Raw genomic sequence first — 12,987 nt, forward strand, 5'->3', positions numbered from 1 at the left:
ACGGACTGGAGGCGCGGGGCGGTCCCGCACCGCGCCTCCCGTCCGCTCTTCCCCACCTTCGGAACCCCTCCGCACCCGGAAGGCACCCATCGTGTCCAGCACCCCCCTCGCGCCGACGCTGTCGGCGCCCGGTGCGCCGAAGCGCACCGATCCACCCGTGCCGCGCAAGCGGCGACCACTGCGGAACGTCGGACGAGCGGTCCCGCTCCTGCCCGCCCTGGTCCTCCTCGTCATCTTCCTGCTCGGCCCCGTCATCTCGTCGTTCTACGGGTCGTTCACCAACTCGGCCCTGACCGGTGCCAGCGCGGCCGACCAGCAGTTCGTCGGCTTCCAGAACTACGTCGAGCTGTTCCAGGACCCGGACTTCCCGAAGTCCGTCATCCTGACCGTCGTCTTCCTGCTGGCCTCGGCCGTGGTGGGACAGAACGTGCTCGGCCTCGGACTGGCCCTGCTCATGCGCTCGGCGAACAAAGCCGTCCGGGCGATCGTCGGCACCTTCGTGGTGGCCGCGTGGGTCCTGCCCGAGATCGTGGCGTCGTTCGCGGCGTACGCGTTCTTCAACGACGAGGGGACGCTCAACACGTTCCTCGCGTCGATCGGGATCACCGGCGCGAACTGGCTCTACACGTACCCGATGCTCGCCGTGATCCTGGCGAACATCTGGCGCGGCACCGCGTTCTCGATGCTCGTCTACTCGGCCGCCGTGCAGGAGGTCCCCGAGGAGATCACCGAGTCCGCCGAGGTCGACGGGGCCACCGGCTGGCAGCGGCTCGTCTACATCACGCTCCCGGTGATCCGCCGGAGCATCTCGACGAACCTCATGCTCACGACGCTGCAGACCCTGTCGGTCTTCACGCTGATCTTCGTGATGACCGGCGGCGGCCCGGGCACGAACTCGTCGACCCTGCCGATCCTGGCGTACCAGGAGGCGTTCAAGTTCTCGCAGCTCGGCTTCGGGACGGCGATCGCGACCATCCTGCTCGTGGTGGGGGCGGTCTTCTCGATCATCTACATCCGGGCACTCAAGCCGGAGGTGGACTGATGACCATGACAGCCCCGTCCCTCGACCAGACCACGACCCGCTCGGTGACCGCACCGGGGTCGATGCACATGACGTCCCCGCGCGGCCGCACCATGCGGTGGGTGTCGAACGTCGTGCTGCTCGTCATCGCGGTGTGCTTCGCGGTGCCGCTGCTCTGGCTCGTGCTCGCCTCGTTCGACACCCAGGCGTCGCTGTCGGTGAAGCTGCCCTCGCAGTTCACGCTCGACAACTTCGCGAAGGTGCTCACCCCCGAGCTGTCGTTCATCCCGCTCGCGAACAGCCTGCTGCTCTCCGGCGGCACCGCGGTCGTCACCGTGGTGTTCGCCCTGCTCGCCGCGTACCCGCTGTCCCGGTACAAGATGCGCGTCAACAAGCCGTTCCTGTACAGCATCCTGTTCGGCACCGGCCTGCCGATCACCGCGATGATGGTGCCCGTCTACGCACTGTTCGTGTCGCTCAACCTGATCGACAACGTGTGGGGCTGCATCTTCTTCCTCGCCGCCACGTCGCTGCCGATGGCGATCTGGATGGCGAAGAACTTCATGGACTCGGTGCCGATCTCGCTGGAAGAGGCGGCGTGGACCGACGGCGCCTCGATGCTCACGACCCTGACCCGCATCGTGATCCCGCTCATGCGTCCGGGCATCGCGGTCGTGTTCATCTTCGTGTTCATCCAGGCGTGGGGGAACTTCTTCGTCCCGTTCGTCCTGCTGCTCTCGCCCGAGAAGGTGCCCGCCGCGGTGAGCATCTTCAACTTCTTCGGGCAGAACGGGGCGGTGGCGTACGGCCAGCTCGCCGCGTTCTCGATCGTCTACTCCGTGCCCGTCATCGCCCTCTACGTGATCGTGTCCCGAGGCCTCGGCGGCGGCAACGCCCTCGCCGGCGGCATCAAGGGCTGATCCGCCGGTCCACGCCGGCACACTCTCGAAAGGAAGCACATGCACCAGGACGAACCGCTCGTCGAGGCCCGGATCGCCCGCCTCGTGCGCGACCGCGTCGATCCCGCCGTCCTCCGTCGCTCGGCGCCGGTGACGATCGAGGCGTGGGAGGTGCCGGGCGAGCCGGTGCCGTTCGACGCCGCCGTGGGCGAGACGTACACACCGTTCACGGTGGGGTCGCACTGGGGCGGACGCCCGTGGGGCACGACGTGGTTCCGGGTGACCGGGACCGTGCCGGCGGACTTCGGCACCGCGCCGGGGACCACCGCCGAACTCCTCGTCGACCTGGGGTTCACCAAGCGGCAGCCCGGGTTCCAGGCCGAGGGACTCGCGTTCCGCGCCGACGGCTCCACGATCAAGGCGATCGAGCCGCGGAACGACACCGTGCCGCTCGAGGTCGGCCCGGGGGAGTCCTTCGAGCTCTGGATCGAGGCCGGGGCGAACCCGGACATCGGCGGTGACTCGTTCCAGGGCGCGACGCCGCTCGGCTCGCGCTCCACCGCCGGTGACGACCCGATCTACCGCCTGAAGGCCCTCGAGGTCGTCGAGCGGGACGACACCGTGTGGGAACTGCAGCAGGACCTCTGGGTGCTGCGCGGGCTGATGGCCGAGCTCCCCACCGACGGCACCCGGGGCGCCGACATCCTGCGGGCACTCGAACGCGCCGCCGACGCCCTGGACCCGGACGACGTCGCCGGCACCGCCGCGGACGCCCGTCAGGTCCTGGCGCCCGTGCTCGCCGTCCCCGCCAGCCCCGCCGCTCACCGCGCGATCGCCGTCGGGCACGCCCACATCGACTCCGCCTGGCTGTGGCCCGTGCGCGAGACGAAGCGCAAGTGCGCCCGGACGTTCTCGAACGTGCTCGACCTGATGGACCGCGACCCCGACTTCACCTTCGCCTGCTCGTCCGCCCAGCAGTACGCCTGGATCCGCGACGAGTACCCGTCCATCTGGACCCGCATCAAGCAGCGCGTCGCCGAAGGGCGGTGGATCCCGGTCGGCGGCATGTGGGTCGAGTCGGACACCAACCTGCCTGGCGGTGAGGCCCTGGCCCGCCAGTTCGTCGCCGGCAAGCGCTTCTTCCTGGAGGAGTTCGGCATCGACACCCCCGAGGCCTGGCTCCCCGACTCGTTCGGCTACTCGGGCGCGCTGCCGCAGATCGTCCGCGCCGCCGGGTCGAAGTGGTTCGTCACCCAGAAGCCGTCGTGGAACGAGACGAACGTCATCCCGCACACCTCGTTCCACTGGGAGGGCATCGACGGCTCGCGCGTCCTGACGCACCTGCCCCCGGCCGACACCTACAACTCCGACGTCTCGCCCGCCGACCTGCGCCGCGGTGAACGGAACAACAAGGAACGCGGCACCGCGAACACCTCGATGCTGCTGTACGGCTTCGGCGACGGCGGTGGCGGTCCCACTCGCGAGATGGTCGGCGCCGCACACCGCCAGCACGACCTCGACGGGTCGCCCCACGTCACACTCGGCACGCCGGCGCAGGTGTTCGAGCAGCTCGAAGCCGAGCTGCCGACACCCGGGGTCTGGTCGGGGGAGATGTACCTCGAGTTCCACCGCGGCACCTACACGTCGCAGATCCGCACCAAGCAGGGCAACCGCCGCTCCGAGCACCTGCTGCGCGAAGCCGAGCTCTGGGCGGCGACGGCGGCGGTCCGGCTCGGCAGCGAGTACCCGTACGCCGAACTCGAGGACGCCTGGCACACCGTCCTGCTGCAGCAGTTCCACGACATCCTGCCCGGGTCCTCGATCGCGTGGGTGTACGAGAACGCCGAGGAGCAGTACGCCCGGGTCGCCGAGGTGCTCGAGGGGCTGATCGGGAGCGCGACGACGGCGCTCGCCGCAGGCGGGAGCGCAGCCGTCATCGGTGCCGCTGCCGGCGCAGCCGACGACACCGCGTCGGTCGTGCGCTTCAACGCCTCGCCGGTCGCGGCAGGGGACGTGACCGCCCTGGCAGGTTCGGTCGTCCACGCGCCGCGACCCGTGCCTCCCGTCCGGAGCGGCGACCGCTTCGTCTTCGACACCGGCGTCGTCACCGCGACCATCGACGCTGCAGGCCACGTCGTCTCGTTCGTCGACCACGCCACCGGACGCGACGCGATCGCACCAGGCGCTGCGGCGGCGGAGTACACGGTCTTCCGGGACACCCCGAACCAGTGGGAGGCGTGGGACATCGACCGCGCCTACCAGCGCAACGGCACGGTGCTGTCGGCATCGTCGGTCGCGATCGCGGGCGACGAGCTCGTGGTGGAACGGTCCTTCGGATCGTCGACGCTCACCACGCGCTACTCGGCCGTGCAGGGCGAACCGGAGCTGACCGTCGAGACCGAGGTCGACTGGCACGAGCACCAGAAGCTGCTGAAGCTCGCGTTCCCGATCGACGTGCTCGCATCGTCGGCCTCGAGCGAGATCCAGTTCGGGCACATCGACCGGCCGACGCACCAGAACACCTCGTGGGACCACGCCCGCTTCGAGACCTCGGCGCACCGTTGGGTGCACGTCGCGGAGCCCGGGTTCGGCGTCGCGGTGGCGAACGACTCGACCTACGGTCACGACATCACGCGCGAGACCCGGCCGGACGGCGGGATCACCACGCTCGTGCGGGAGTCGCTGCTGCGCGGGCCGACGTTCCCGGACCCGAACGCCGACCAGGGGCACCACGTGTTCCGGACGGTGCTGCGGATCGGGGCCTCGGTGCTCGACGCCGCCGACTCCGGGTACCGGCTGAACCTGCCGGTGCGGAGCGTGCCCGGGTCCGCCGAGGTCGCGCCGCTCGTCACGGTGTCGTCGCCGCAGGTGTTCGTCGAGGCCGTCAAGCTCGCCGAGGACCGCTCCGGAGACGTCGTCGTGCGCCTCTACGAGGGGCTCGGCGGCCGGGCGGCTGACGTCGGGGTCGCCTGCGGGTTCGACGCTGCGTCGGTGTCGCAGGTCGACCTGCTCGAGCGGCCGCTGGAGCGCTCGTGGTCGGCCGGGGAGCCGGTCGTGCTGACCCTGCGTCCGTTCGAGATCGTGACGCTGCGCGTGCGTCGGGCCTGAGGCAGCGGGCCCGGCGTTCGGTCGGGGAGAGACCGCGGCGCCGGACGGGACACGGGTGCGTTCCGTCCGGCGCCGTGTTGCGTGCGGGGGGGGGGGGCGGGCGCGGGCCGGGCCGAATCGGGCGTAGCTGGTCGAATCGGGCGTACCTGGTCGGAACTTCTGGCCAGGTATGCCCGATTCCATTTGGCATCGCGCGCGTTCTGGGAAGGAACGTCTCCCCTCCACAACCGCCCAGGCCTGGAGGCCCGTCCACAGTTCCCGACATCGGCCTCCGGAACGGATGGTCGGTCCGGCATCGTCACGTGCATGAACGAGTCGCTGCCCATCCTCCGAGCCTCCGCCATGCACGAGGCCGGCCTCGACGCCACCACCCTGCGCCGCCGAACCCGGACCCAGGGTGTCGGCCGCCTGGTCCGGGTCGGACCGAACGCCTTCGTCGACGGTGTCGCGTGGGACGCCGCCGGGCCTCGTCAGCGGTACGTCACCCGGGTGTTCGCGCGGCTCGGCCGGCTCGGCACACGGGCGACGGCATCGCACCTGTCCGCCGCGGCCCTGCACGGTCTCCCGGCGCTCGGCGGGTGGGACGTCCCGGTGCACGCGACAGTGCCCGAGTCGATGTACCGGGGCCGGAGCGCCGAGCTGGTCCTGCACACGAGACCCGTCGGCCGGGGCGAACGGGCCACGGTCGGTGTGATCGCGGTCACCTCCGTCCCCCGGACCGTCGTCGACGTGGCGATGACCGGCGACCTGCGGGCGGGCGTCGTCATCGCGGACGCCGCACTGCGACGTGGGTTCGACGACGCCGATCTCCGACGAGCGGTTCCTCCGAAGGCGCGCGCCCGAGCCCTGGCGCAGCAGGTGCTCGACCTGGCCGATGCTCGCTCCGGGTCACCGGCCGAGTCGCTCGCGCGGGTCGTGTTCCGGGAGCTCGGGCTTCCGGACCCGTTGCTGCAGCAGGAGTTCGTCGTCGACGGACGTCGGTCCGCAGTCGACTTCTGGTTCCCGGACCACGGGGTCATCGTCGAGATCGACGGGCGGGCCAAGTACTCCCAGGAGCGCTACCTGGGCGGCCGGAGTCCGACCGAGGTGTTCCTCGACGAGAAGCGGCGGCACGGTCGCTTGCTCACCGTGCCGGGTGTGCGGACGATCATCCGGCTCGAGTGGCGAGACCTGTTCGACCTCGATGCGCTGGCGCTGCGACTCCGGGCGGCGGGGCTCCCGTGTGCCGTCCGACCGGTCCGGAGCGCTCGGCTCCGTACGGGGTGACCGCTCGGTGCCGCGCGGGGTGACCGTCCGGTGCCGCGCGGGGTGACCGTCCGGTGCCGCGCGGAGTGACCGTCCGGCGCCGGTGAACCGGCACAGCACGCGCTGGCTAGCGTGGCGGCATGGCAGTGCAGGAGATCTGGCTCGTCCGTCACGGCGAATCGGTCGCGAACGTCGCAGCGGCTCGGGCCGAAGCCGCGGGCGACGACGTGATCGACGTCGAGTTCCGGGACGCCGACGTCCCGCTCAGCCCGCTCGGCACCGATCAGTCTCGCGCCCTCGGCCAGGAGCTCGCCGACCGTGGGATCGACGACGTCCCCGTCGCACTGTGGGTGTCGCCGTACCTCCGCGCACAGCAGACCATCGCGATCGCGCTCGAGGCAGCCGGCATCGCCGAGCCCGAGAAGCGGGTGGACGAGCGCCTCCGCGACCGTGAACTCGGCGTCCTCGACCTGCTGACCCTGCAGGGCGTCCGCAACCGGTACCCGGACGAGGAACGCCGCCGACAGTGGCTCGGCAAGTACTACCACCGGCCGGCGGGCGGGGAGTCGTGGGCGGACGTGATGCTCCGGCTTAGGTCGCTCCTGGGCGACCTCGAGCGGGTCGACGGTGTCGAGCGCCTGGTGATCGCCGCGCACGACGCCGTGGTGATGCTCGCCGTCGCGGTGTGCCTCGACCTCGACGAGCCGGCACTCATGGAGTTCGCCCGGACCCATGCCGTCGCGAACGCCTCCCTCACCCGACTCCGTCGTGACGATGCCGGATCGCCGTGGGTGCTCGAGGAGTTCTCCTCCGTCGGACACCTGGACGACGACGAGGTCACCGAGCACACCGGCCGGAAGGACGACGAACATGTCCACTGAACCCGTCACCCCGAACTTCCTGCGGGACTGGCCACTGCCCGAACCCGGTGCCGGCAAGTACGGCCGCGGGCAGGTGCTCATCATCGGCGGCGCCGCTCGGACCCCCGGCGCCGCGATGCTCTCTGCGCTCGCCGCACTCCGCGTCGGCGCTGGTCGCCTCACCCTGGCGGTCGGCCGGAGCGTCGCGAACGAGGTCGCGGTCGCCGTGCCCGAGTCCGGGGTCGAACCCCTCGACGAGGACCAGGACGGTCACATCGCCGTCGGTGCGATCGAGGGCATCGCGGACAGCGCCTCGAGCGCCGATGCCGTGCTGGTCGGGCCGGGGCTCGACGAGCCGGACGGTTCGCGTGACCTCGTGGCCGGACTCGCCGACGTCGTCGGTCCGCAGACCACCGTCGTGCTCGACGCCTTCGCCCTCGGGGTGGCCGCCGACGTGCGGGACCGCCTCGAACCGCTGCGTGGACGGCTCGTGATGACGCCGAACTCCGGCGAGGCCGAACGCCTGCTCGGGCGGGAGTGCAGCGACGACGACGTGGCCGACGCCGTGGCGATCGCGAACCGCTTCGGAGCGGTCGTGGCCCTCGGTGACGCCATTGCCACACCGCAGGGTCGGGCGTGGCTCAAGGGCACCGGCTCCGGCGGTCTCGGGACGAGCGGCAGTGGTGACGTGCTGTCCGGCGCGGTCACCGGCCTGTTCGCCCGCGGCGCCGATCCGGCACAGGCCGTGGCGTGGGCGTCCTACGTGCACGCTGCCGCAGGTGACCGACTCGCGGTGCAGGTCGGGCCGCTCGGGTACCTGGCGAGCGAACTCGTCACCGAGATCCCGCGGGTCCTGGTCGAACTCGGGGCCTGAGCCCGCCCGTTCTTTCCCAGAACGCCCGCGATACCTGGTGCTTCCGGGCGTACCTACCGAGAACTTCCGACCAGGTACGCCCGAATCGACCAGGTACGCCCGGAACGACCAGGCCGCCCGACCTCGACCAGGCCCCGACCCCGCCCGCCCCCGCCCCCGACCCCTACCCCCGCAGGGACTCCACGGCCTTCTCGATCCGCCGGGCCCGGGTCTCCGGGGCCTTCGCCTGCGTGACCGGGTCGGCGAGTGCCCGCTGCCGCGAGTTCGACAGCGTGTCGAACGCCGCACGCACGCCGGCGTCCTGCAGCGCGGCGGCCAGGTCCTCCGGCAGGTCGACGGTCCGGGGCAGGGTGTCGACCTCGAGCGAGACCTCGACGGTGTCCCCGGCGGCGATCCCGGCTGCCTCACGGTGCGAGGCCGACAGCGGCACCAGGAACTGCCCGTCCATGACCCCGACGGTGGAATGGTAGGTGTAGCCCCGGTTGATCGTGACGACCACCGCGGGGCGCTTGCCGGATCCGAGCGCCTCGATGACGGACTCCGGGACGGGGAGTCCGGTCGCCGTCTTCCGTGCTTGCAGGACCGTCGTCGTGAACCGCATCCGTGCCTCCAGACCTGGTTTGGGCGCGACCCTGCGCCCAGAACGAGCAAAGCGTACAGCCGCACCCGCTGTTCCGCCGTCGTTCACCACCGGAGCACGGGCCGGAAACCGGCCGCGTCCACGATCGAGCAGAACCCGGACACCCGGTCCCCGCAGCACCTTCCCCCACCCGAAAGGCCCACCCGTGCAGCACAAGCGCACCCTGGCCGGCATCGCCCTGGCCGCCGCCGCAGTCGTCACCCTCGCCGGATGCTCCTCGACGAGCTCCGCCAGCACGAGCAAGGGCGACGCCGACTGGAAGACCACCACCAGCGCCGAGTCCGCCGGCGGCATGGACGCCCTGGTCAAGGCCGCCAAGGCCGAGGGCCAGCTCAACGTCATCACGCTCCCGCCGACGTGGGCCAACTACGGCAAGATCATCGACGGCTTCACCAAGAAGTACGGCATCAAGATCAACTCCGCGAACCCGAACGGCTCGAGCGCCGACGAGGTCGCCGCGGTCAAGTCGCAGAAGGGCCAGTCCACCGCCCCCGACGTGCTCGACCTCGGGAACGCCGTGCTGCAGGAGAACCTCGACCTGTTCGCCGACTACAAGGTCGCGAACTGGGACGACATCCCCACGAACCTGAAGGACGAGGACGGCGCCTGGACGCGCGACTACACCGGCCTGATGTCGATCGGGTACGACTCGTCGAAGATCTCCGACGCCCCGAAGGACATGACGGACCTGCTCGGCTCCGAGTACAAGGGCAAGGTCTCGATCGGCGGCGACCCGACGCAGGCGAACCAGGCCGCGTCCGCGGTGTACCTGGCGGCGCTGGAGAACGGCGGCTCCGCCGACGACATCACCAAGGGCGTCGACTTCTTCGGCAAGCTCAAGCAGGCCGGCAACTTCCAGAACGTGCTGCCGACGCAGGCCACCGTCGCCTCGGGTGAGACCCCGGTCGTCGTCCAGTGGTCGTACAACAACCTGGCCTGGGGCCCGGCGGCGGGCGCGAGTGGCAACAAGGACTGGAAGACCGTCGTCCCGAAGGGGCAGGCGCTCGGCTCGTACTACTCGCAGGCCATCAACAAGGACGCCCCGCACCCCGCGGCCGCCCGCCTGTGGGAGGAGTACATCGCCAGCCCCGAGGTCCAGAACCTGTACCTGCAGGCCGGCGCCTTCCCCTCCACCCTCGCCGCGCTGACGAAGTCGGGCAAGGTCGACCAGGACGCCCTCGACGCCGCCGGTGGCGCACCGAAGGACTACGTCGAGCTGACCGACGCGCAGGTCGCCGACGCCGCCAAGGTGCTCAAGGCCAAGTGGTCCTCGACGATGGGGTCCTGAGCAGCATGGCCACCGCATCGGCAGACGCGCCCGCGGCGAGCGGCGCAGCCGCAACCGACGCCGCACCGGCGACGAGCGCGACGAGCGCGACGAGCCCCGTGCGCCCGACGTCCGCACGAGCGTCCGCCGATGCCGTCCGCCGCGGTGCCGGACCCCGTGTCCGGCGCCGCGTCGGCCTCGCCTGGCTGGGGCTGACGCCCTTTGCCGCCTACGTCCTGCTGTTCCTCGCGGTCCCCGCCGTGATCGCGATCGGCAGTGGCTTCTTCGACGGCTCCGGAGCGTTCACGTTCGCGAACCTCGCGGCCTTCGCCGACCCATCCGTGCTGCGGGCGTTCGGCGGGTCGTTCGGCCTGTCCGCCGCCTCCGCGGTCATCGGTGCCGTGCTCGGCGCGGTCGTCTGCTGGGCCCTCTCGGCACTGCGGCCGGACGGACTGGTCCGGTCGATGATCGACTCGGCCGCGAGCGTCCTCGCCCAGTTCGGCGGGGTCATGCTCGCGTTCGCGTTCATCGCCACGATCGGCGTGCAGGGCCTCGTCACGACGTGGTTGGTCACGGTCTTCCACGTCGACCTCAACGCGGACGGCGCCTTCCTGTACACGGTGCCCGGGCTCGTGATCCCCTACGTCTACTTCCAGGTGCCGCTCATGGTCCTCACGTTCATGCCCGCACTCGAGGGCGTCAAGGCCCAGTGGGGCGAGGCCGCCGCGACCTTCGGCGCCTCGCGCCTGACGTACTGGCGCCGGATCGCGTTGCCGGTCCTGGCACCGGCGTTCTGGGGGTCGCTCCTGCTGCTGTTCGCGAACGGCTTCTCGTCGTTCGCCACCGCCGCGGCCCTCATCTCGCAGGGCGGCATCGTGCCGCTGACGATCCGCACGCAGCTCACCAGCGAGACGCTCGCCGGCTTGCAGAACGTCGCCGGGGTGCTCGCCTTCGGCATGGTCGTCGTGATGGCGGTCGTGATGGGCGCGTACTCGCTGCTGCAGCGCCGTGCCGCACGGTGGCAGCGATGAGCGCGGCTGCCCCGGTCCGTCCGGTCCGCACGGCGCAGCCGGTTCGGCTCGGAGGCCCGTCCCGCGTCCGCCGCTTCGGCACGGCCCCGTCCCGTAGTGCGGCAACGATCGTGCTCACCGTGATCGGGCTCCTGTTCGCCGTGCCGCTGGTCGCCCTGCTGCAGTTCACCTTCCGGCAGGGCACCGACGGCGGGCTCACCTTCGCGCACTGGGCAGCGATCGGTGACCCGGCCAACGCGTTCACCTACCAGCCGGTGTTCGACGGGCTCGGGGCGTCGCTGCTCATCGCCGTGATCACCGTCGGGATCGTGCTGCTCGTGCTGCTGCCGGCCCAGATCATCACCGCGCTCCGCTACCCCAGGCTCCGGAGCGTTCTGGAGTTCGTCTGCATCGTGCCGATCACCGTGCCGGTCGTGGTGCTCGTCGTCGGGTTCATCCCCGTGTACCAGGTCGTCTCGCAGGTCTTCGGGTCCGGCTCCTGGACGCTGGCGTTCGCGATCGGGATCATCACGCTGCCGTTCGCGTTCCGCCCGATCGCCGCCGCCATCACCGCGACGGACCTGATCGTCCTGTCCGAGGCGGCCCGGTCGCTCGGCGCTTCGTGGTGGACCGTCACCTGGCGCGTGCTCCTGCCGAACCTGCGTCGGGGCATCACCGCCGCGTGCTTCCTCACGATCACCGTGGTCCTCGGCGAGTACACCCTCGCCGCGTTCCTCTCCCGCAGCACGTTCCAGACCGGGCTCGTGCTCGTGCAGGGGACCGACCCGTACGTCGCCGCGATCTTCTCGGTCGCCGCGCTCGCGTTCGGCTTCGTGCTGCTCGTCCTCATCGGCCGCATCGGGACCCGTCGCACGGGCCGCGTCCGCCGCACCCGCACCACCCGTCGTCCCCGCCTCGAGGAGTCCGCATGACCGTCACCGCTCCGGCCGCCCCCGCGTCCCTCGCCACCACCGGCGCCGTCGTCGAACTCCACGCCGTCGAGAAGCACTACGGCGCACACCGAGCACTCGCGGGACTGTCCCTCCGCGTCGAGCCGGGGGAGTTCGTCTCGCTCCTCGGGCCGTCCGGTTGCGGCAAGACGACGGCGCTCCGCGCGCTGGCGGGACTCGAGGCCATCGACGCCGGCTCGATCCGCATCGACGGCCGGGACGTCGCCGACACCCCGGTCAACAAGCGCGACATCGGCATGGTGTTCCAGCAGTACTCGCTGTTCCCGCACATGACGGTGCGGCAGAACGTCGCCTTCGGCCTCGAGATGCGCCGGGTCCCCGCCGCCGAGCGCAAGAGCCGCGTGGTCGAGGCCCTCGACATGGTCCGCCTCGGCGAGTTCGCCGAGCGGTACCCGCACCAGCTCTCCGGCGGGCAGCAGCAGCGCGTCGCCCTGGCCCGTGCCCTGGTCACCCGCCCCCGGGTGCTCCTGCTCGACGAGCCGCTGTCGGCCCTCGACGCGAAGGTCCGGGTCTCGCTGCGCGACGAGATCCGCCGCATCCAGAGCGACCTCGGCATCACCACGGTGTTCGTGACGCACGACCAAGAGGAGGCGCTCGCCGTCTCCGACCGGATCGCCGTGATGCAGGCGGGCGACATCGAGCAGGTCGGCACGCCAGAAGAGCTCTACCGCACCCCGTCGTCGGCGTTCACGGCGGACTTCGTCGGCCAGTCGAACCGGCTGCAGGGCGACCTGCGCGGGGGCGACGTCTTCGTGTACGGGTTCCGGGTGCCGGCTCTCGACTCCTCGGCTCCGGACGGGCCGGTGCTCGCCTACGTCCGGCCGGAGGACATCGCCTTCGCCCCCGAGGGCATCACCGGCACCGTCGTCACCTCGAGCTTCCTCGGGTCGATCCGCCGCACCACCGTCCGCCTGGACGACGACACCGTCGTGACCGTCCAGCACGAGGTCGGCGACCGCCGGGCCACCGGCGACCCCGTCGCCGTGCGCCTGCTCGGCGCACCCGTGGCGGTCGCGCCGCTCGCGTAGCTCCCCCCCCGCGAAAGCGACAGATCGCGCTCGCGACCGCGCTCACCGTCGCGAAAGCGACAGA

The 12,987-nt window shown here is 71.2% G+C and carries 11 protein-coding genes; 10 read left to right on the plus strand and 1 reads right to left on the minus strand.

The features are described 5' to 3' along the window. Positions 1 to 91: 91 nt before the first annotated feature. From HP445_RS07215 to HP445_RS07240, 6 genes are all read left to right on the plus strand, one after another. Positions 92 to 1,042, plus strand: coding sequence for a carbohydrate ABC transporter permease (locus tag HP445_RS07215; RefSeq protein WP_110894824.1), 951 nt, complete (start codon positions 92 to 94; stop codon positions 1,040 to 1,042). Positions 1,043 to 1,047: 5 nt separating this feature from the next. Next, complete coding sequence (locus HP445_RS07220) at positions 1,048 to 1,941, plus strand: carbohydrate ABC transporter permease (protein WP_371830315.1); 894 nt, start codon at positions 1,048 to 1,050, stop codon at positions 1,939 to 1,941. A gap of 39 nt (positions 1,942 to 1,980) precedes the next feature. Continuing rightward, positions 1,981 to 5,028, plus strand: a complete 3,048-nt coding sequence (locus tag HP445_RS07225) for an alpha-mannosidase (RefSeq protein ID WP_128780505.1) — start codon at positions 1,981 to 1,983, stop codon at positions 5,026 to 5,028. Between the two features lie 306 nt (positions 5,029 to 5,334). Then, positions 5,335 to 6,294 carry a hypothetical protein gene (locus HP445_RS07230; RefSeq protein WP_128780506.1) on the plus strand — a complete coding sequence of 320 codons (960 nt, stop codon included), beginning with the start codon at positions 5,335 to 5,337 and terminating at the stop codon, positions 6,292 to 6,294. A gap of 119 nt (positions 6,295 to 6,413) precedes the next feature. Then, a complete protein-coding gene (locus HP445_RS07235) occupies positions 6,414 to 7,154 on the plus strand; it encodes a histidine phosphatase family protein (RefSeq protein ID WP_128780507.1) in 741 nt (246 codons plus the stop codon). Continuing rightward, positions 7,144 to 8,007, plus strand: a complete 864-nt coding sequence (locus tag HP445_RS07240) for an NAD(P)H-hydrate dehydratase (protein WP_128780508.1) — start codon at positions 7,144 to 7,146, stop codon at positions 8,005 to 8,007. The genes HP445_RS07235 and HP445_RS07240 overlap by 11 nt, the downstream gene beginning before the upstream one ends. 163 nt (positions 8,008 to 8,170) lie before the next feature. On the opposite strand, the gene HP445_RS07245 is transcribed toward HP445_RS07240, so the two are convergent. Further along, positions 8,171 to 8,608 (minus strand): YdeI/OmpD-associated family protein, encoded by a 438-nt coding sequence (locus HP445_RS07245; protein WP_128780509.1) that lies wholly within the window; start codon positions 8,606 to 8,608, stop codon positions 8,171 to 8,173. Between the two features lie 184 nt (positions 8,609 to 8,792). Here HP445_RS07245 and HP445_RS07250 point away from each other — a divergent pair, with 184 nt between their 5' ends. Genes HP445_RS07250 through HP445_RS07265 form a run of 4 tightly spaced genes read left to right on the plus strand, consistent with a single transcriptional unit; the run spans position 8,793 to position 12,923 of the window. After that, complete coding sequence (locus HP445_RS07250) at positions 8,793 to 9,935, plus strand: ABC transporter substrate-binding protein (protein WP_111029030.1); 1,143 nt, start codon at positions 8,793 to 8,795, stop codon at positions 9,933 to 9,935. A gap of 5 nt (positions 9,936 to 9,940) precedes the next feature. Next, positions 9,941 to 10,945 (plus strand): ABC transporter permease, encoded by a 1,005-nt coding sequence (locus HP445_RS07255; protein ID WP_217499763.1) that lies wholly within the window; start codon positions 9,941 to 9,943, stop codon positions 10,943 to 10,945. After that, complete coding sequence (locus HP445_RS07260; RefSeq protein WP_128780511.1) at positions 10,942 to 11,856, plus strand: ABC transporter permease; 915 nt, start codon at positions 10,942 to 10,944, stop codon at positions 11,854 to 11,856. Before HP445_RS07255 ends, HP445_RS07260 begins: the two co-directional genes overlap by 4 nt. Beyond that, a complete protein-coding gene (locus tag HP445_RS07265; protein ID WP_071404693.1) occupies positions 11,853 to 12,923 on the plus strand; it encodes an ABC transporter ATP-binding protein in 1,071 nt (356 codons plus the stop codon). The genes HP445_RS07260 and HP445_RS07265 overlap by 4 nt, the downstream gene beginning before the upstream one ends. Positions 12,924 to 12,987 lie beyond the last annotated feature (64 nt).

It is taken from the genome of Curtobacterium flaccumfaciens, assembly GCF_013359815.1.
Classification (GTDB): Bacteria; Actinomycetota; Actinomycetes; order Actinomycetales; family Microbacteriaceae; genus Curtobacterium; species Curtobacterium flaccumfaciens.